Here is an 18,475-nt window from a genome sequence, read left to right as displayed (position 1 = left end):
CGCCTGAGAGGTTCCGTGACGAGCGTCGTGCAGGTGGGTGCAGGTGAGTGCAGGTGGGTGCAGGTGGGAGAAGTCCTGGGCGTCGCAGCGACGGATGCCGCGCACCGATGCCGTCCGCAGGGGTGCCGCACGCATGAGTCGAAGCGCTTCGACGTTGCGGCGAGAGTAACCACGGCCTATCAGTTCGACAAGTGGTTGCGCAAAAAGATTTCGGAGACGGCCCCGACCGCGGCTTTTCCGGCGTTCGACCTGGCCAGTACGGGTGCCGGGGGCGGTGCCGGGGTCGGTGGGGAGGTTCTCGCCGGTCGAACGACCTGACGCGGTGGCATGGTTGACACGGCCACGATCGACATGTCAGCGTCGAAGCGTTTCACCACCGGTGCCTACGCCTGCTGTCGGACCGGACACGTCAGCGCCGAACGCCGGCCCAACGCCGCACTCTGCAAGGGGTTTCCCGCTGTGAGTACCGTCTCCGTGCCCGCCGAGCTGCCCGCCGAGCCACCCGAGGACCGGCTGCCCTTCCGCGACCCGGCCCGCCCGCTGGGCGAGCGCATCGACGACCTGCTGTCCCGGCTCACCCCCGACGAGCGCATCGCGATGCTGCACCAGTACGGTCCCGCGATCCCCCGGCTCGGCATCGAACCCTTCCGCACCGGCACCGAGGCGCTGCACGGCGTCGCCTGGCTCGGCCCCGCCACCACCTTCCCGCAGGCCGTCGGCCTCGGCGCGACCTGGGACGACGAGCTGATCCGGGCGGTCGGCACCGCCACCGCCACCGAGGTGCGGGCCTTCCACCACCACCGCGAACCGGCCACCGGCAGCGGGCGGCACAGCCTCCAGACCTGGGCGCCCGTCGTCAACCTGCTGCGTGACCCGCGCTGGGGCCGCAACGAGGAGGGCTACTCCGAGGACGCCCTGCTGTCCGCCCGGCTCGGCGACGCCTTCTGCCGGGGCATGGCCGGCGACGACCCGGAGCAGCTGCGGACCGCCCCCATCCTCAAGCACTTCCTCGCCTACAACAACGAGGACGACCGCACCACCACCTCGTCCGGCGTACGCCCGCGCGTGCTGCACGAATACGACCTCGCCGCCTTCAGGCCCGCCGTCGCCGGCGGGTCGGCCACCGGCGTGATGGCCGCCTACAACCTGGTCAACGGCCGCCCTTGCCACGTCAGTCCACTGCTGGAGAGCGAGCTGCGGCGGTGGGCACGGCCCACCGGGCACGAACTCTTCGTCGTCAGCGACGCCGAGGCGCCCTCCAACCTCGTCGACACCGAGCACTACTTCGACGACCACGCCACCGCGCACGCCGCCGCCCTCAAGGCCGGCATCGACTCCTTCACCGACCACGGCGAGGACACGCAGACGACCTTCGGCCGCTTCACCGAGGCCGTCGAACGGCGGCTCATCACCGCCGCCGACGTCGACAGGGCGGTACGACGGCAGCTGTCGATCCGCTTCAGGCTCGGCGAGTTCGACCCCGGGCAGGGGCCGTACGCCGGCGTCGGCTGGGACGTGGTCGACTCGCCGGAACACCGGGCGCTGGCACTGCGGGCGGCGACGGAGTCGATCGTGCTGCTGAAGAACTCGGCGGTCGGTGACAGGGCTTCGGGGGCTGCCGGCGGTGCCTCCGGTGGTGCCTCCGGTGGCTCCTCCGACGGCACCGGAAACGCTGCCGGGCTGCTGCCGCTGGCCGTCGGAGGGCGGCGGGTCGCCGTCGTCGGGCCGCTCGCCGACAGCCTCTCCGAGGACTGGTACAGCGGCACCATGCCCTACCGGATCACCGCCGCCGACGGGCTGCGTACGGCCGTCGGTGCGCGCGGCGGCTCGACCGTCGTGGTCGAGGGCGTCGACCGCATCACGCTGCGCGCCGCCTCCACCGGGGGGCTGCTCACCGCGGCGGGGGAGGACGCCTGCCTCGTCGTCACCGACACCCAAGCCGGCGACGACGCCGCACAGTTCGACCTCTTCGACTGGGACCTCGGCGTCCTCACCCTGCGCAACGCCCGCACCGGCCGGTACGCCGGGCTCGTCGACGCCGACCAGTCGCTCGCCGCCGACCGCGTACAGCCCGCGGGCTGGGACGTGCACGAGACCTTCCGGCTCGAACCGCTCGGCGACGGCACCGAGGCCCTCCGCTCGGTGTACAGCGGGCGGTACGCGGTCGTGGACGCGGACAGCGGCGCCGTCGCCGTCACCGCCGAACGGGCCGCGGACGCCGAGCACTTCACGCGTACCGTCGTCAGGGACGGGGTCGCCGAAGCCGTCGCGGCGGCCACGGACGCCGACGCCGTCGTCCTCGTCCTCGGCAACGACCCGCTCATCAACGGCCGCGAGACCCAGGACCGGGCAGGCATCGCCCTAGCGCCCGCACAGGAGCGGCTGCTGCGCGACGTCGTCGCCGCCCGCCCCGAGACGGTGCTCGTCGTCATGAGCAGCTACCCCTACGCCGTCGACTGGGCCGACGCCCACGTGCCCGCCGTGCTGTGGACCTCGCACGGCGGCCAGGAGACCGGCAGGGCGCTCGCCGCCGTACTCCTCGGCGAAGCCGACGCGACCGGGCGGCTGCCGCAGACGTGGTACCGCGGCGACGACGAACTGCCCGGGCGGCTCGACTACGACATCATCAAGGCCGGCTGGACCTACCAGTACCACCGGGCCGCGCCGCTCTACGCCTTCGGACACGGCCTGTCCTACACCGACTTCACCCTCACCGGCCTCGCCCTCGACCGCACCCGCATCGCACAGGACGGCGAGCTGACGGCGTCGGTGACCGTCACCAACTCCGGGGCGCGCGACGGGGTCGAGACGGTGCAGCTGTACGTACGGGCGGTGGACGCGGCTTCCTACCAGGCGCCGCGCCTCACACTCGCCGGCTACCGCAAGGTGCGGCTCGCGGCGGGCGCGTCCGCCCGCGTCTCCTTCCCGCTCGCCGCGGGCGAGGCGCTGGCCCACTGGTCGGTGGCCGAAGGCGACTTCGCCGTCGAGGCCGGGAAGTACCAGGTGCTGGTGGGGCGTTCGGCCGCCGACCTCCCGCTGGGCGCGGACCTCACGGTGGACGGTGCGGCTCCCGAGCCGCGGCGAGTCGTCGGGCGGCGCGTCCGCGCGGTCGACTTCGACGACTACGAGGGGGTCACGCTGGTCGACTTCACGCCGACGGCGGGGGAGGCGGTGGCCGTGGGCGACGGGGGTGCCCACGGCACACTGCTGTACCGGGCCGTCGCGCTCGACGGGGCGCGGGCCTTCTCGGCGGAGGTCTCCCGGGAGGGGGCGGGGGCCGCGCGCATCGAAGTGCGGGCGGGATCGATGCTGCTGGCCTCGATCCCGGTTCCTTCCACCGGCGACCCGTACGCCTGGACCACGGTCACCACCCCCGTCCCCCCGCCCCCGCCGGGCACCCCCGACCTCCACATCACCCTCCACGGCGCCCACCGCCTCCACACCTTCACCTTCCTCCCCTGAACATCCGCTGCCCGCTGGCCGTCTCCGACGCAAAGGGGCAGTTCGGTGCGTGCCGGACCACCGGCGGGTGGTGGGCCGGCCGCACCCGCGCGGCGCCGGCCGCAGATCGGATGCAGCCCCGCCCCCCTGGAAAACGGTCACCCTCGCGGGCGGAGGGTGCCCCTGGCAGCGTCCGCCTCTGCGGCAGGGGGCAAGCCATCAGGGGCGCGGAGAACTGCGCGCCAAGCCCCCACCGGGGCGCGGGTCGTCTCCGGCCGAAAGGGGCTGTTCGGCCCCCCCAGGCGAAGCCCTGGGGGAGGGTTGCTCGCGCGGTTCCGCGCGCCCCCAGAAACGCTCACCCTCGCGGTTTGAGGGTGGCCCCGTCACGGGGTGAGGTCGTAGGGGCGGCCGGGGGGAAGGCGGAGGGTGCGGGGGGTGGACGTCGGGGATGTGACGCGGACTGTCGTGGGGCGCTCCGCGCGGAGACGCGCGGAGCGCAGCGTGGAGGACGACCACGTGAGGTGCTCGACGGTCACACCGCCCCGGGCGCGCAGCCCGCCGGCCGAGCCGGCCGGCCAGGCCGGGGGGAGCGCGGGCAGGAGGTCGAGGGTGTCGCCGTGGGATTGGACGAGCATCTCGGCGATGCCAGCCGTCGCCCCGAAGTTGCCGTCGATCTGGAAGGGCGGGTGCGCGCACAGCAGCGAGGGGTAGACGCCGCCGCCCCCGGCAGTGGCGGGGCGGAGCATCACGCCGAGCAGGCGGTGCGCGGCGGCCCCGTCGCGCAGCCGCGCCCACAGCCCGATCTTCCACGCCGTGGACCAGCCGGTCCCTTCGTCGCCGCGCAGCTCAAGGCTGCGTTTGGCGGCGGCCCGCAGCCGCGGGTCGGTGAGGGCGGCGCCGGGGTAGAGGCCGACGAGATGGGACAGGTGCCGGTGGTGCGGCTCGGTCTCGGGCCGCTCGATGTGCCATTCGAGGAGTTCTCCGCGGCTGCCGATCCCGAGCGGCCGCAGCCGCGGCAGTGCGGCGGCGATGTCGGCGAGCAGCCGGGGGTCCGCCACCGCGCCGGCCGCGTCCGCGGATTCGGTGAGGAAGCCGAAGAGTTCCCGGACCAGCGTGAGGTCCATGGCCGTGGACAGGTCCACGGAGGCGGGTCCTTCCGCGGTCGAGAAGCGGTTCTCGGGCGATGTGGCGGGCCCGGTGACGAGGTGGCCTTCGGCGTCCTCGGTGAGGATGCCGAGCAGGAAGCGCGCGGCCCCGGCCGCGACGGGCCAGGCCCGTTCGCGCAGGAAGTCCGCGTCGCGCCCGTAGCGCCAGTGCTCGGCCAGGTGCAGGGACAGCCACGCCCCGGCGAGGGGCCAGTGCGACCACATGGGGTCGTCGTTGCCGTCGCCGACGGGCCAGGTGGCGCGCCACAGGTCGGTGTTGTGGTGGCAGGTCCACCCGCCGCTGCCGTAGAGGTCGCGCGCGACGGACCGCCCGGCGTCGGCGAGTTCGGCGACGAGGTCGAGCAGCGGCTGGTGGCATTCGGGCAGCGCGGTGCTCTCGGCGGGCCAGTAGTTCATCTGGGTGTTGATGTTGACGGTGTAGTCGCAGTGCCAGGGCGGGGTGACGGAGTCGTTCCACAGGCCCTGGAGGTGGGCGGCCTGGGTGCCGGGGCGTGAGCAGGCGAGCAGCAGGTAGCGGCCGAAGTCGAAGAGCAGCGGGGCGAGTTGCTCGTCGCGCTGCTCTTCGCAGACCGCGGAGGCGTGCAGCCGTATGTCGAGCGGGCGGCGGTCGGCCGCGGGCGGCCCGTCGAGGCGCAGCCGCACCCGGTCCATGAGCGCGGTGTGCTCGGCGGTGTGCGCCGCGAGCAGATCGGCCCAACTCCGCGTCCAGGCGGCCTGGATGGAGGCCGCGGCCTGCGCCAGGCACTGTTCGGGGTCGCTGCCAGGTGCGCGGCCGTATCCCGCGTAGCCGGTGCGTACGTCGACGAGCAGGGTGCACGCCGTTACCCCGCGGAGCAGCAACCGGCTCCCGTCCAGGGTGACGTCGCCGTCGGCGGCGCGGACGCGGAGGAGCGCGGCGGCGGCCATGGCGCCGTCGCCGTGCTGGACGACGGGCCTGCGGTCGGCGTCGTCGCCGACGTGGGAGGGCGCGGTGAGCAGAAGCGCGAGCCCGTCGGCGCCGAAGGAGCGTATTTGGTGCCGCAGTTGGGGCGTACGCCAGCACAGCTCCGCGTCGAGCCCGCCGGGCCGTTCGGCGTGCAGGGCGATCAGCAGCAGCCCGGTCGCGGTGTCGGCGACGGCCTCCTGCCGCAGGCCGCCCGCGGACTGGCGGGCGACGCCGGCGCGCAGGTCCAGTTCGCGGACCAGCCCGCCGCCGGGCTCCGCGGTGCGCAGCACGAGGTCGCCGACGGGCTGGAAGGCCTCGGCTCCGCGCCCCTGCGCGGACGTGAGCAGGTCGCCCGCTGCCACGTGCCGTCCGGCCCGCAGGTGTGCGCGTACGCCGTCGAGCAGGACGGCGGGCACGGCGGGGGGTGCGGAGGTCGGCGGCCCGGACCAGAAGGTGTCCTCGTTGAGGGAGAAGCGCTGCTCGTGCGGCGGCCCCCAGACCATCGCGCCGAGGCGCCCGTTGCCGAGGGGCATGCCGTCGGACCAGCGGTGGGCGGGCCGGTCGTACCAGAAGGGGGAGGTAGGCAGCATCGTCACGAACACACACCTGTCCACGCCAGCTCCCCAGCCGTGGGCGACCTTACCGCCCACGGCCGGGGTGCGTACCGGGTGGGGTCAGCTGCCGGGGCGGGTCAGCAGCAGTTCGGTGTTGTGGTCGGGCGAGCCGCCGAGCTTGGCGGCGGGGGTGGCGTACGGGTCGTTGTAGGACAACTCCCGGTAGAGGGCGGCCAGTCCGCGCTCGGAGGTGTCGGCCGGGTCGGTGGCGTAGGGGGCGGAGGACTCGATGAGGGTGGTGAACAGCGACAGGGTGCCGTCGGCGTTGTCGGCCACCTCGATGATCCGCGCGTGCTGCGGGAAGTCCACGTGGGAGGCGGTGTTGATCTCCCAGAAGGAGCGCTCGGCGACGGCGTGCGCGTGCGGGGTGATCCGGTTGGCGTGGGTGTGGCCGTTCACCCAGGCCAGCACGTTGGGGTAGCGCTGCAGCAGGGACACCAGTTCGCCGCCGGTGTGCCGGGCCTCGAACAGGTGGTAGGGGTCGGGGAGCGTGTTGCCCATGGTGGTGCTGGTGTGGTGGCTGAAGATCAGCACGTACTGGTCCTGGGAACCGCGGCGTACGACGTTGCCAGCGGTGTCGTACCAGTGGGTGCTGTACGTCTGCAGCACCGACTCCAGCCACTTCAGCTGCGCCGTGCCGATCGAACCGTCGGCCCAGCCCGCCCGGTTGGTGGTGTCCAGGCTGATGCCGAGGACGCCTTCGGCGACCGGGAAGGTGTAGTAGAGCTTGCCGCTGGAGGCCGCGGCCTGCGTGAAGCCGTGCCCGTACGGACCGGCGCCGGTGTAGGACGGGTTGAGGTGCGCGGCGGCGAACTGCTCGGGCGTGAAGGGGGCGCGGCGCGGGTCGGGCGTGACGTGGCGGACCGGGCCGCCGCCGGTCAGCAGCTTGCCGAGCAGCAGCACCGCGGTGGCGGGGTCGTGCTGGATGGCGTCCGCGAGCTGCGCGGCGGTCGCCGAGTCGACGCCCTCGATCTTGCTGTCGCCGGTGTAGAGGGAGTTCAGCAGGCCGAGGTCGGGCAGGGTGCCCTCGATGCTGTCGTCGTGGTTGCCGACGGTGGTGTACCAGGGGGTGCGCAGGCCGGTCGCGGTGAAGGGGCGGACCGCCGCCGACAGGAAGCCGGGGACCTGCGGGAAGCCCGCGGCTTTGTAGCTGTCCTGGAAGGGCGACTCGGGGTTCCAGTAGTCGGCGGAGCCGGAGTTCTGCACACCCTCGTAGCGGGTCAGGTCGCCGGTGGACGGGGTGATCGCGCCGCCGCTCATCACCGAGAGGTACCAGTCGAGTTCGACCAGCTCGTGGTTGTCGGTGTTGTCGCCGGTCGCCATCACCAGCGAGAAGGGGGCGCCCGTGTAGGGGCCGCCGGGAAGGGAGTTGACCCGCTCCACCAGCGAGGCGGCGCCGCGTACGGTCAGCGCCTCGTGCGGGCGGTGGGCGGAGTCGATGTAGCGGGCCAGGTATTCGAAGCGCACCGGCGACTCGGTGTCGGCCAGGTGCAGGTCGGTGAACTGCACGAACGACGCGAGCGCGGTGCGCCGGTCGTCGCGCCCCGCGGCGCCCGCGGCCAGCTCGGTGCGCACCACCAGCGGCCATCCCGGTCCCGCCTGCAGCCGCACGTACGGCCCGGGTCCCGTCGGGGTGGCGACCTGTTCGAGGGTGGTACCCGCCACCCGCACGGCACGGGCCGCCGTGGTGGCCAGCGCCCGGTCGCGGGCCGCGGCCGAGGCGTACGGGCTGTCGGCGAGGGTCAGTCCCGCGGCGACTGCGGCGGCTCCTGCGACGAACTGCCGCCTGCTGTAAGAGGGCATGCCGAGTTCTCCTGACGCGGTCGGTCGTCCTACCGGCTGGTAATGAGACGTGCGTCAGCATCATGGCACCCGCTGGACGTGACGTGAACACGACGTAACGCCCCGCCATCACCCAGCCCTACGCCCGCCGCCACCCGGCGGTCGGACCCGCGCTACTCCAGGGTGCCGCTGATCAGGGCCGCCGCCGCGCACTGGGTGGGGGCCGGGCCGCCGCCTGCGGGGGTGCCGGGCTGGTGGCAGGAGACGGTGATCGTCACCTTCTGGCCCTCGGTGGCCAGGATCGCCGACGCCCAGTGGAAGTCCTGCTCGCGGAAGTTCTCCAGCGCGGGGGCCAGCAGCGTCTTGCCGCCGACCGCGATCGTCACCGTGCCCGAGTCGCCCTGCGGGTTCTCCAGCACCAGGTCGGTCAGCCGCAGTGTCTTGCCCGGCGGCACCGGGTAGGTACCGGTGCCCGAACCGCCGCCCGCTGCACCGGCGGTGAGGCGGGTGGAGAACAACTCGGCGTTCGCCGGGGCCTCAGGACCCTGCCCGGGGGCCAGCGGCGACGGCGTCGCACCCACCGACTTGGCGGCCTGCTCGGCACCCTTCGCCGCGTTCTTGGCGTCGTCCGCCTTCTGGTTGGCGCTCGCCGCCTGCGTCGCGGCCGTCGCCACCGGGTCCTTCACCGCCTCCTTGGCGGCACTGCGCACCGCCGGGCGCAGCAGCCCGTACCAGATCCCCAGCAGGATCCCGGCGAGCGCCACCACCGCGACCACCGCCCGCAGCAGCGCGCTGCTGAGCACCGGCTGCTGCACATACGTGCCGTCCAGCACCACCGGCTCCACGACCGCCTGCTGCGAGGCAGGCGTCACCGTCAGCTGGAAGGCGTGCGGCACCGCGACCCCGCGCCACAGCCGGCGCTTCGCCCGTACCGGAACCTGCACGAACGCCGCCCGCCCCGGGGCGACTTCCGTCGCCGCCGACGGCAGTTTGAAGTCCAGCGCCTGCGAGCGGTCCGCGCCCTTGAAGCCCACCGCCACCGGGTGGTTGCCCCGGTTGTCCACGGCGACCCGGAAACGCGCCCGGCCGCGCGCCTGCGTCATCTGCGGTGTCAGCTCCGCGGTGACCTCGGCGTAGGGCAGCACCTGCAGCGTGCCCTCGGGCACCGTCGCCGTCTCCGGCCGCTCCTGCGGCAGCACCCTTACGGCCAGCGGCATGTCACCCGGCGGTACGGTGGTGTCCCGCGGCGGGCTCGCCACCAGCGTCACCTGGCCCGTGGTATTCGGGTACAGCGACAGCCCGGCCGGCTCGACCACCGTCCACGCGGCCGGCGCGCCCAGCACCTCGAAGGTGTACGCCTCGACGATGGTGCCGCTGTTGCGCACCTCCAGGACGACCCTGGCCTGCTCGCCCGGAAGCACCGGGACGGCGGCCGCGTCCAGATGAGCGGATGTGGTCATGGCAGGACGGTAGAGACAGCGCCGACCGCTGACCGGCACCGGAGGGACACCCTCGGGGGCAGGCTGCGCTGCCCGTTGAGTCCATGTGAAGTGCCTGCTGACTGCCCCGGTGTTCACTGGTGCGCGAACCGGGGCGCGAAGGGGCTCCCCGGTTGCCCGGCTTGACCGGCCGTGGGGGCAAGGGGGACGACACATGCAATTCCAGGGGGGAAGCGGTGCGGTACGGATACCCGTACGCCTGACCGCACAGGACCCGATCACCCAGGCGGGGCTGGCCGGCCAGCTCAGAACCCGCCACGAACTGCGGCTCCTCGCCGACGGGGAGTCCGACGAAGGGCTCGACGGCGTCGTCGCCGTCTTCGCCGCGGACCGGGTCGCGGAGGGCGAACTCCAGGTCCTGCGGCGGCTGCAGCGCGGCGGCGAGGGCCGAACCGTGCTGGTCGCCACGGAGTTGGACGACAGCGGGCTCGTCGCCGCCGTCGAATGCGGCGTCGTCGGCGTCGTGCGCCGAGCCGACGCGTCGGCGCAGCGGCTCGCCGACACGATCACCGCGGTGGCGCGCGGGGAAGGCAGTGTGCCCGCGGACCTCCTCGGGCGGCTCCTCGACCAGGTCGGGCGCCTCCAGCGCCAGGTTCTCGACCCGCGCGGGCTCGCCTTCACCGGGCTGTCGCCCCGTGAGATCGACGTCCTGCGGCTCGTCGCCGACGGCAAGGACACGGCGGAGATCGCCAGGACGCTGGCCTTTTCGGAGCGGACGGTGAAGAACATCCTTCACGACGTGACGACGAGGCTGCAGCTGCGCAACCGGTCCCATGCGGTGGCTTATGCGATGCGCATGGGTTTCATCTAGGGCCGTGTTTTGGAAGTAGCGCCGTCCGCCCACAGGGCGGGCCCCGCGGCGTCTGGTGCGTGCGATCGCAAGGCGGAGGGTCGTCCTCGTAGTGGGCCTACTCGGACGACTCCGACAACGCAGCGAGCGTGCGTGCCAGGCGTCGCGGGGCAGGCGGGACTTCCAAAACACGGCCTAGCCGCACCATCTGCCGCGCACAGGCCGCCACCGGACCACCGGACGGTGGTGGGCTTGTCGCGCAGGGAACTGCGCGCCCAGCCCCCGTCGGGGGAGAGAAGCCACGTCACGGCAAGTGGCAAGCACCCGCGTGTCACCCGGTTGCCCGGAAGGGCAGGAGGTCGTACCCCGAGGGGTGCCCCGGGTCGGGGTGGTGAGGGGGCGGGGGGAGGGCGAGGGTAAGGGGACCGTTGGGGGAAAGGGTGGCGCGGTGGTGGGACGAGCAACAGCGCCGCGGCTGGCGGCACTTCTGCCAGTCGCCGGGCTGATCGCCGCGACGACGCTCGCAGCGCTCGGCGGATCGCGCACGGCCTCGGCCGACCCGGCCCCGGCCCCGGGCCAGCCGGACCCCGGCCGGCTGGCGTACGTGGCGTACGGCGAACACCGCTCGCTCCAGGTGGCCGGCCCGAACAGGGACCTGAGCCCGTACCTCCCGCAGGGCCTGGCGGGCAACGACTGCGAGGCCTCGGCGCGCGGCGCCGACGCCGTGTGGGTGAGCGACCGCGGCGGCGACGGCGAGGGCATCTACCTGCGAACGGGCACCGGCCCGGTCGCCACCGTGCTGCTGCGCCCCGGCTGGCGCCTGGTGGAGCCGGAGTTGTCGCCGGACGGGCAGTGGGTGGCGTTCGGCTCGTACGAGGACCGCTTCGGCGTCAACGACCTGTGCAAGGGCGAGGACATCGACGAGGAGGGGATCTCCTTGTGGGTGGTGCGCACCGACGGCAGCGGGCTCAAGGAGGTCGCCCCGCACGGCGGTTCGCCGTCGTGGTCGCCCGACGGCAGTCATCTGGCGTACGTCGACGGCGGGGTGGCGTACACGGCCCCCGCCGACGGGAGCGGCAGCGACCACCCGAACCGCATCTCGCCGCCCGAGGACGGCGACGTCTTCACCCCGGCGTGGTCGCCGGACGGCGGCCGTATCGCGTACGTCACGGTGGACCCCACCGACCACCAGCAGCGGCTGGCGGTCGCGCCCGCGGCGGGCGGCGGTGGGGACACGGTGCTCGCGCAGGGCGCCTGGCAGGGCGCGGACCGGGATGTCGCCTGGTCGCCCGACGGCAAGAAGCTGGCCTTCCTGTCCGGTTACGCCTACCTCGTCGACCCGGCGGGCGGCTGCGGCAGCAGCTGCGAGAGCAACCGGCTGCTGCCGGACAGCGTGGACAAGGGCGAGACGTTCGAGGACCTGACCTGGTACACGGCGGCGGGCAGCCAACCGGCCGTGCTGCTCAGCCGGTTGGACCAGGAGACGATCGCGATCGAGGGCGTGCGCGCGCACGCCCCGGTCGACCGGCTGCTGCTGCGGCCCACGATCGGCGCGGAGTACGACGTGGACGAGCCCGCGTACTCGCCCGACGGGCACCAGATGGTCTTCACCGCCACGCGGGCCGCGGCAGGCCAGAGCACCCGGGACGAGTCGTACCTGATGCTCGGCCCGGCCGACCGGCTGAACGACGCGGTCGTGGTGAACACCGGGTTCGACCCGGTGAGCCGGTACGGCAGGGCGGCCTGGTCGCCGGACGGCACGAAGCTCGCGGTCGCGCACGAAGCAGCCCTGCCGGACGGCGGGATCGCACCGTCGGCGATATCCGTCTTCGACGTGTCCGGCGGCGCCGCGGCGGCCCGGCTGCTCTACACGGTGCCGTGGCCGCCCGACATGGGTCCCGGCTACGAGTGCACGACCGACGACCGCGACCCCGCGTGGTCGCCCGACGGCGGCAGGATCGCCTTCTCCCGCTACCACCACTGCTCGTCGATCCTCAACATCGCCCCTGCGGAGCCGGGGAGTCCAACGGCTCGTACGACGTCGGCCGCGGTCGCGCCGATGTTCGCGATCGACCGGGAGACCCGGCACATCTGGACGGTCGCGTCCGACCGCGGGAACTATCTGTTCGACCTGACGGCCGCCGCCTGCGGCTCCGAGTGCAGCGTGCAGGACGTGCGCCCCGCCTACCGGCCCGACGGCAGCGGTGTGGCCTTCACCCGGCGCGGCGACGCCAACCCGCCCACCTCGTCGTCCCCTTCGCCCTCACCGTCGGGCGGCGGTGTCGTCGTCAAGCGGCAGCCGCTCGCGACGGCGGCACCGGTCACACCGAAGGCCGCGGCCCTCGGATACCCCGACAGCATGGTCCTGATGGTCCGCACCGACGGCGCCGGCTGCCACGGCCTGGTGCCCGCGACGGCCGGCTGCCCGCTTTCGCCGTCCCGTCCCGACCCCGACGCGGACTTCTACAACGCCGACGATGCGGCCTGGTCACCGACCGGCGACCGGCTGGCCGTCGACGCGGCCGTCGGGCAGGGCGACGGCTACGGCGTGCGGATCGCCGTGGTCGACCCGGCCACCGGAACCGGCGAGGTGCTGCCGAGCCAGCTCTACAACGACCAGTTCCGGCCCAGCTGGCAGGCCAGCGCCGACCTGGGGGTGACCGTCGCCGGGCCGACCGCGCCGCTGGTCACCGGTGAGACGACCGACATCACGCTGCACGTCACGAACAACGGCATCGCCCATGAGCCCGCCGCCACCGCCGACTTCACCCTGCCCGCGGGGCTGACCGCGGTCGGCGACCCGGTGCCGACGCAGGGCACCTGCAGCGCGCTGCACTGCGACCTGGAGGAGATCGCCGTCGGCGAGACCGTCGACGTCAAGGTGACGGTACGGGCCACCACCGCCGGCACCCACACCGTCACCGGGGCCGCGGCCGGTAGCCTGCTCGACCGCTTCCCGCAGGACAACTCGGCCTCCGTGGACATCGTCGCGGCCGACCCGCTGAAGTCCGACCCGGCGGTCACCGTGAGCGTCACCCCGCCGAGCGTGCTCACCGGCGACCCCGCCACCGTCGTCTACACCGTCACCAACCACGGCGACGGCCCGGCCACCGGCGTCGAACTGACCCTGTCGCTGCCGCCCGGCGTGACCGTCACCAGCGCCAACCCCGGCTGCCCGGACCCGACATGCGCCCTCGGCGACCTGGCACCCGGCGCGAGCGCCACCGTCACCCGGGTCGTCACCTCGGCAACACCCCTCAGCGGCAACGCCGTCGGCACCGTCAGCTCCACGTCGCCCGACGCGGACCCCGGCGACAACACCGCGACCGCGCCGCTGACCGTACGCGAACGGGTCGTGGTGACGGAGCCGCCCACCACCCCGCCCACGACCCCGCCGACGGCACCGCCGACCAGTGCACCGCCCCGCAGGCCCGCCGACCCCGCGGTCAGCCTGGCCCTGGCGCCGCCGACCGCGTACACCGGCGGCACCGGCACCACCGCCCGTGTCACCGTCCGCAACCTCGGCAAGGGCCGGGCCACCGGGCTGACCCTGGCGCTGACCGTGCCGCCGGGAGTGATCCCCGACGCGCCCTCCACGTGCGCGACGGCGGCCGGCTGCCCCGTCGCGGACCTCGACCCGGGCGCCGCCACCACCGTGACCGTCGCGCTCGCCACCCCCGGCGCCCTCACCGGCACCGTGACCGCCAACCTCAGCACCACGGGCAGCGACACCGACACCCGCAACGACACCGCGTCCGCCGCGCTCACCGTGCGGGCACCGGCGGTCGTCCTGAGCCCCGCCGTCGGCCCGCCCGGCGCCGTCACGCAGGCACTCGGCCACGACTTCCCGCCGGGCGCGCTGCTGCAACTGCGGTGGAGCCAGGGCGTCACCGTCGCCGCCGCACCCGTACGGGTCCGCGCCGACGGCACCTTCACCGCGCCCGTCCTGGTGCTGGTCCAGGACACCCTGGGGCTGCGCCAGTTGCTGGTCACCGACCGGGCCGCGGTGCCGCGCTTCGGCGAGGTACGGGCCGACTACCTCGTCGTACCGGGTGTGCTGCAGCCGTCCGGCTACAAGTGGCGCCGATGATCCACGAGGTGGACGACTCCCTGCGCGACCTGGTCAGAGCCGAACTGGGCAGCCCCGACATCGAGGTCGTCTTCGACGCGCCCACCCGCGACTGGGCCGCCCGGCGCAACGCCCCCACCGTCAACCTCTACCTCTACGACATCCGCGAGGACCTGCGGCGCCGCTCCCGGGGCCGGCACAACGTCTACGACGAGCACGGCACCGTCGTCTCCCGCACCCTGCCGCCCCGCTACTTCAAGCTCTCCTACCTCATCAGCGCCTGGACGCAGCGCCCCGAGGACGAACACCGGCTGCTGTCCTCCCTGCTGAGCTGCTTCCTGCGGCACGAGGCCCTCCCGGGCGACGGCCTCGGCCCCGAACTGTCCGCCACCGGGCTGCCGGTGCCCGTCACCGTCGCCCTCCCGCCCCCCGAGGACCGTGCCTTCGCCGACGTGTGGACCGCGCTCGGCGGCGAGTTGAAGCCCTCGCTCGACCTCGTCGTCAGCGCGCCCGTCACCGCGGCACCCGTCTACGACGCGGGCCCGCCCGTCTCCGAGGACGGCCTGGACCTGCGCATCGGCGACGACCCCGCACCCCCGGCGGCCCGCCCCGAGCCCGGCAGCACCGCCGGTTCCGTGCGACGGCGCAAGCGGTGACCGAGGCGGTGACCGCCGCGGACAGCCCGGCCGGCGGCGAACTCCCCGGCGACGGCGACCCGGGACTGCACTACCTCATGGCCCGGCTCGCCCGCGTCGAGGAACGCGTCCGCAGAGCCGTACAGGCCCGCAGGGCCGGCGACCCCGAACCCGACGACCCCTTCCGCGGCATCTACCTCACCGACGACGCCGTCCAGCGGCTGCTGGACGACCCCGCAGCCGTACCGGAACCCGACGCGATCGACCCGGACCGGGACGCGGAACTGACCGCCCTCGCCCACCCCGCCCTGCGACTGCCCGCACTGGAACGGGACTTCGGGCTGCAACCGCTCGACACCGAACTCCTCCTGGTGTGCCTCGCACCCGACCTCGACCGCCGCTACGAGCAGTTCTACGGCTACCTCAACGACGACGTCACCCGCCGCCGCCCCACCGTCGGCCTCGCACTCGGCCTGTGCGGCATCCCCCCGGCCTCCGCCGGCGCCCGCGCCCGGCTCTCCCCCGCCGCACCCCTCACCGCCCGCGGCCTCCTCGTCGTCGAGGACCCGGAACGCCCGCTGCTCAGCCGGGCCTTGCGCGTACCCGACCGGGTCAGCGCACACCTCCTCGGCGACGACACCCCCGACCCAGGGCTGCTCGACCTGCTCACCCCGCTGCACCCCGCCACCGCACCACCCGCCCACGACGACGCGGCACGGCACCTCGCCGCCGTCATCCGGCGCGGCATCGGCCCCGTCTACCTGCGCGAAACCCCCGGCGGCGCCGCCCGATCGCTCGGCGCGCAAGCCCTGGCCGCCGCAGGACTCACCGCCCACGCCCTCGACCTCACCCGGCTCGCCGCCCGCACCGACCCCGCGGACGCCGTCGCCGCCGCAGGACGCGAAGCCGCACTCACCGGGGCCGGGCTGGTCGCCGCACCCGTCGAGGCCCTCGCAGAACACCCTGCGCTGCTGCGCGAGTTGGCCGCCCTGCCCGTCCCCGTCGTCCTCGCAGGACGCGCCTCCTGGGACCCCGCATGGGCCGACCGCGTACCACTGCTCGCCGAAGCCGCCCGCATCGGAGCCGACCAGCGGTCCGCCCTGTGGCGCACCGCACTCGCCGCCACCGCCCCCGAAGGCGCCACCGGGCTCGACACCGTACGGCAGGACGCCGCCGCCGTCTTCCTGCTCTCCCCGGAACAGGTCGAACGCGCCGCCCGCACCGCCCACCAGCAAGCCCTGCTCTCCGGCGGCCCCCTCACCGACGCCCACCTCCTGCACGGCGCCCGCGCCCAGAACACCTCGGGCCTCGAACGCCTCGCCCGCCGCATCGAACCCGCCGTCGGCTGGGACGACCTCGTCCTCCCCCCGGCCGTCCTCGCCCGCCTCCACGAACTCGCCGCCCGCGCCAGGCACCGCGACCGTGTCCTCGGCGACTGGAACATGCGGCCGGGCGGCGGCCGAGGCCGCGGCGTCATGGCCCTCTTCGCCGGCGACTCCGGCACCGGCAAGACCATGTCCGCGGAAGTCATCGCCGGCGCGCTCGGACTCGACCTCTACACCGTCGACCTCGCCACCGTGGTCGACAAATACGTCGGCGAGACCGAGAAGAACCTCGAACGCATCTTCACCGAAGCCGCCGGCGTCAACGCCGTCCTCCTCTTCGACGAAGCCGACGCCGTCTTCGGGAAGCGGTCGGAGGTCAAGGACGCGCACGACCGGTACGCGAACGTCGAATCCGCGTATCTGTTGCAGCGGATGGAGTCCTTCGACGGCCTCGCCGTCCTCGCCACCAACCTCCGCGCCAACCTCGACGAGGCCTTCACCAGGCGGCTCGACCTCGTCGTGGACTTCCCGCTGCCAGAAGCGGAGCAGCGGATCGCGCTGTGGGACCGGTGCCTGGGCCGCGCGGTTCCGCGCGGTCCCGATCTCGACCTCGGCTTCTGCGGGCGGGCGTTCGAGCTCGCCGGCGGCGACATACGCTCTGCCGCGGTGACCGCGGCTTACCTTGCCGCCGAGGGTGGGGGCGGCATCGGGATGCCGCAACTCGTTGCGGCCGTGGCCCGTGAATACCGCAAACTCGGGCGCTTGTGCCTCCCGAACGAGTTCGGCCCGTACATGTCCTTCGCCCTCCCCCCGGGCGGGGGGACGTAGGCGCCTTCCGGCCGGCCGGGGGGGTGGTGCCACTTGCGGTGGCCCGCGCGCCTCTCCGCCGGTGGGTGGCTTGTCTCGCAGTTTCCCCGAGCCCCTTCAGGCCCTGCCCCTTGCGGTGGGCGGTCGCCTTTCCCCCGGCGGGGGTTGGCCGCGCAGTTCCGCCTCCCCAGAGCTTCGCCTGGGGTACCCCCAGCGCCTCCTGAGGGGTGCCCTCTGTTGCAGAGGCGGGTGCTGTCGGGCGGCGCCGTCTGCCGCCGAGGGCGAGCGTTTTCAGGGGCGCGGGGAACTGCGCGCCCAGCCCGGACGGCGCTGAGGTCGACCGCGCACCGCAAGGGGGGAAATTCGGGGGTCTTCCCCGGAGGGGGTGGTTGCCCTAAAGGGAGGGGAGGGGTGCCCCCGGTGGGGTGGGCGGGGGTGGGGGCGGGGTGGGAACGTGGGAGGACGCGGGGCGTCGTCGCGTTGGCGGGAGGCGGGGATATGCGCGGGCACGAGCACGAGCAGGGTGCCGACGGCGAGCCGTCGGCTCTACGGCAGGCGGAAAGGGGCGCGGCCCCGGACGCGTTGCTGGCGAAGGCGGCCGCAAGCGGCCGCGCGGACGTGCTGGGCTCAGCCGGCTGGCTGCGCCTGCAGCGCACGCTGGGCAACGGCGCGGTGGCCGCGATGGCCGAGGAGGAGTCCCCGGTGCACGCGGTGGTCGGCGGGGGCGGGAGCCCCCTGGAGCCCGAGGTCCGCGGCGACATGGAAGCGCGCCTGGGCGCGGACTTCGGCGATGTGCGGGTCCATACGGACGCGGCGGCCCACGAGTCGGCGCAGGCGGTGAACGCCCACGCGTACACGGTGGGTTCGCATGTCGTCTTCCAGCGGGACGCGTACGACCCCGGCTCCCACCAGGGCCGTACGACGCTGGCGCACGAGCTGACGCATGTGGTGCAGCAGCGCAGCGGCCCCGTGGAGGGGACGGAGGCGGGCGGCGGGGTGCGGGTGAGCGACCCGTCGGACCGTTTCGAGCAGGAGGCGGCGGCGACGGCGGCACGGGTGGTGCAGCGCGAGGAGGAGCCGGTCGAGGAAGAGGCCCCGGCGGAATGACCGGGGTGGGCCGCCCGGCCCCGCCCAGGAAGGCCGCGGAGCAGCCGGCCGTACGCGCGCGCAGCGCGACTCCCAGGACAGCACGAGGCGTTGGAGCCCTCCAGCGCCTCCAGACGCAGGCGGGGAACGCGGCGGTGGCCCGTATGGTCACCGCACAGCGGCTGGAGGCCGGCTGACCCGGTGCGCGACCAGCGGCGGGGCAACTGCCCGAAGGGGCAGCAGGGCATTCCCCCGGGGCCGTCCTGGCGGCCGTGCCCCCCGCGGGAGGCGGGCGGCACGCTTGGGCGGGCCAGCGCTGTCCCAGGGGAGGACCGA

The 18,475-nt window shown here is 74.1% G+C and carries 9 protein-coding genes; 6 read left to right on the top strand and 3 right to left on the bottom strand.

The genetic code is table 11. From position 1 onward, the window contains the following. Positions 1 to 459: 459 nt before the first annotated feature. On the top strand, positions 460 to 3,462 hold the full coding sequence (locus JT723_RS04275) for a glycoside hydrolase family 3 protein (protein ID WP_251513057.1): 3,003 nt from the start codon (positions 460 to 462) through the stop codon (positions 3,460 to 3,462). A 362-nt stretch (positions 3,463 to 3,824) separates the two neighbouring features. On the opposite strand, the gene JT723_RS04270 is transcribed toward JT723_RS04275, so the two are convergent. From JT723_RS04270 to JT723_RS04260, 3 genes are all read right to left on the bottom strand, one after another. Beyond that, the gene (locus JT723_RS04270; protein ID WP_240165102.1) at positions 3,825 to 6,122 is read right to left on the bottom strand and encodes a glycosyl hydrolase family 95 catalytic domain-containing protein; all 2,298 of its coding nucleotides are present in this window, start codon (positions 6,120 to 6,122) and stop codon (positions 3,825 to 3,827) included. An 84-nt stretch (positions 6,123 to 6,206) separates the two neighbouring features. Next, positions 6,207 to 7,949: a TIGR03767 family metallophosphoesterase gene (locus tag JT723_RS04265; RefSeq protein WP_205043010.1), complete on the bottom strand. Its 1,743-nt coding sequence runs from the start codon at positions 7,947 to 7,949 to the stop codon at positions 6,207 to 6,209. A gap of 152 nt (positions 7,950 to 8,101) precedes the next feature. Beyond that, positions 8,102 to 9,388 carry a COG1470 family protein gene (locus JT723_RS04260; protein WP_205043009.1) on the bottom strand — a complete coding sequence of 429 codons (1,287 nt, stop codon included), beginning with the start codon at positions 9,386 to 9,388 and terminating at the stop codon, positions 8,102 to 8,104. A 193-nt stretch (positions 9,389 to 9,581) separates the two neighbouring features. Between JT723_RS04260 and JT723_RS04255 the strand changes: the two genes are divergently transcribed. From JT723_RS04255 to JT723_RS04235, 5 genes are all read left to right on the top strand, one after another. Beyond that, the gene (locus tag JT723_RS04255; RefSeq protein WP_205043008.1) at positions 9,582 to 10,238 is read left to right on the top strand and encodes a helix-turn-helix transcriptional regulator; all 657 of its coding nucleotides are present in this window, start codon (positions 9,582 to 9,584) and stop codon (positions 10,236 to 10,238) included. Between the two features lie 430 nt (positions 10,239 to 10,668). Further along, complete coding sequence (locus tag JT723_RS36055; RefSeq protein WP_205043007.1) at positions 10,669 to 14,307, top strand: NEW3 domain-containing protein; 3,639 nt, start codon at positions 10,669 to 10,671, stop codon at positions 14,305 to 14,307. Then, positions 14,304 to 14,942 (top strand): Pvc16 family protein, encoded by a 639-nt coding sequence (locus tag JT723_RS04245; protein WP_205043006.1) that lies wholly within the window; start codon positions 14,304 to 14,306, stop codon positions 14,940 to 14,942. Before JT723_RS36055 ends, JT723_RS04245 begins: the two co-directional genes overlap by 4 nt. Before the next feature lie 77 nt (positions 14,943 to 15,019). Then, positions 15,020 to 17,074 carry an AAA family ATPase gene (locus JT723_RS04240; RefSeq protein ID WP_205043255.1) on the top strand — a complete coding sequence of 685 codons (2,055 nt, stop codon included), beginning with the start codon at positions 15,020 to 15,022 and terminating at the stop codon, positions 17,072 to 17,074. Between the two features lie 477 nt (positions 17,075 to 17,551). Further along, entirely contained in the window at positions 17,552 to 18,160 is a 609-nt protein-coding gene (locus JT723_RS04235; RefSeq protein ID WP_205043005.1) for an eCIS core domain-containing protein, read from the top strand. The last annotated feature ends 315 nt before the right edge of the window (positions 18,161 to 18,475 follow it).

The sequence above is a fragment of the Actinacidiphila bryophytorum genome (assembly GCF_016916835.1).
GTDB lineage: Bacteria > Actinomycetota > Actinomycetes > Streptomycetales > Streptomycetaceae > Actinacidiphila > Actinacidiphila bryophytorum.
This window is presented reverse-complemented; position numbering and strand designations above follow the sequence as displayed.

Coding starts and splice junctions, on each gene's coding strand:
- JT723_RS04270 (WP_240165102.1), bottom strand. CDS start 6,122: ATGCTGCCTACCTCCCCCTTCTGGTACGACCGGCCCGCCCACCGCTGG.
- JT723_RS04235 (WP_205043005.1), top strand. CDS start 17,552: ATGCGCGGGCACGAGCACGAGCAGGGTGCCGACGGCGAGCCGTCGGCT.
- JT723_RS04260 (WP_205043009.1), bottom strand. CDS start 9,388: ATGACCACATCCGCTCATCTGGACGCGGCCGCCGTCCCGGTGCTTCCG.
- JT723_RS04240 (WP_205043255.1), top strand. CDS start 15,020: ATGGCCCGGCTCGCCCGCGTCGAGGAACGCGTCCGCAGAGCCGTACAG.
- JT723_RS04245 (WP_205043006.1), top strand. CDS start 14,304: ATGATCCACGAGGTGGACGACTCCCTGCGCGACCTGGTCAGAGCCGAA.
- JT723_RS04255 (WP_205043008.1), top strand. CDS start 9,582: ATGCAATTCCAGGGGGGAAGCGGTGCGGTACGGATACCCGTACGCCTG.
- JT723_RS04265 (WP_205043010.1), bottom strand. CDS start 7,949: ATGCCCTCTTACAGCAGGCGGCAGTTCGTCGCAGGAGCCGCCGCAGTC.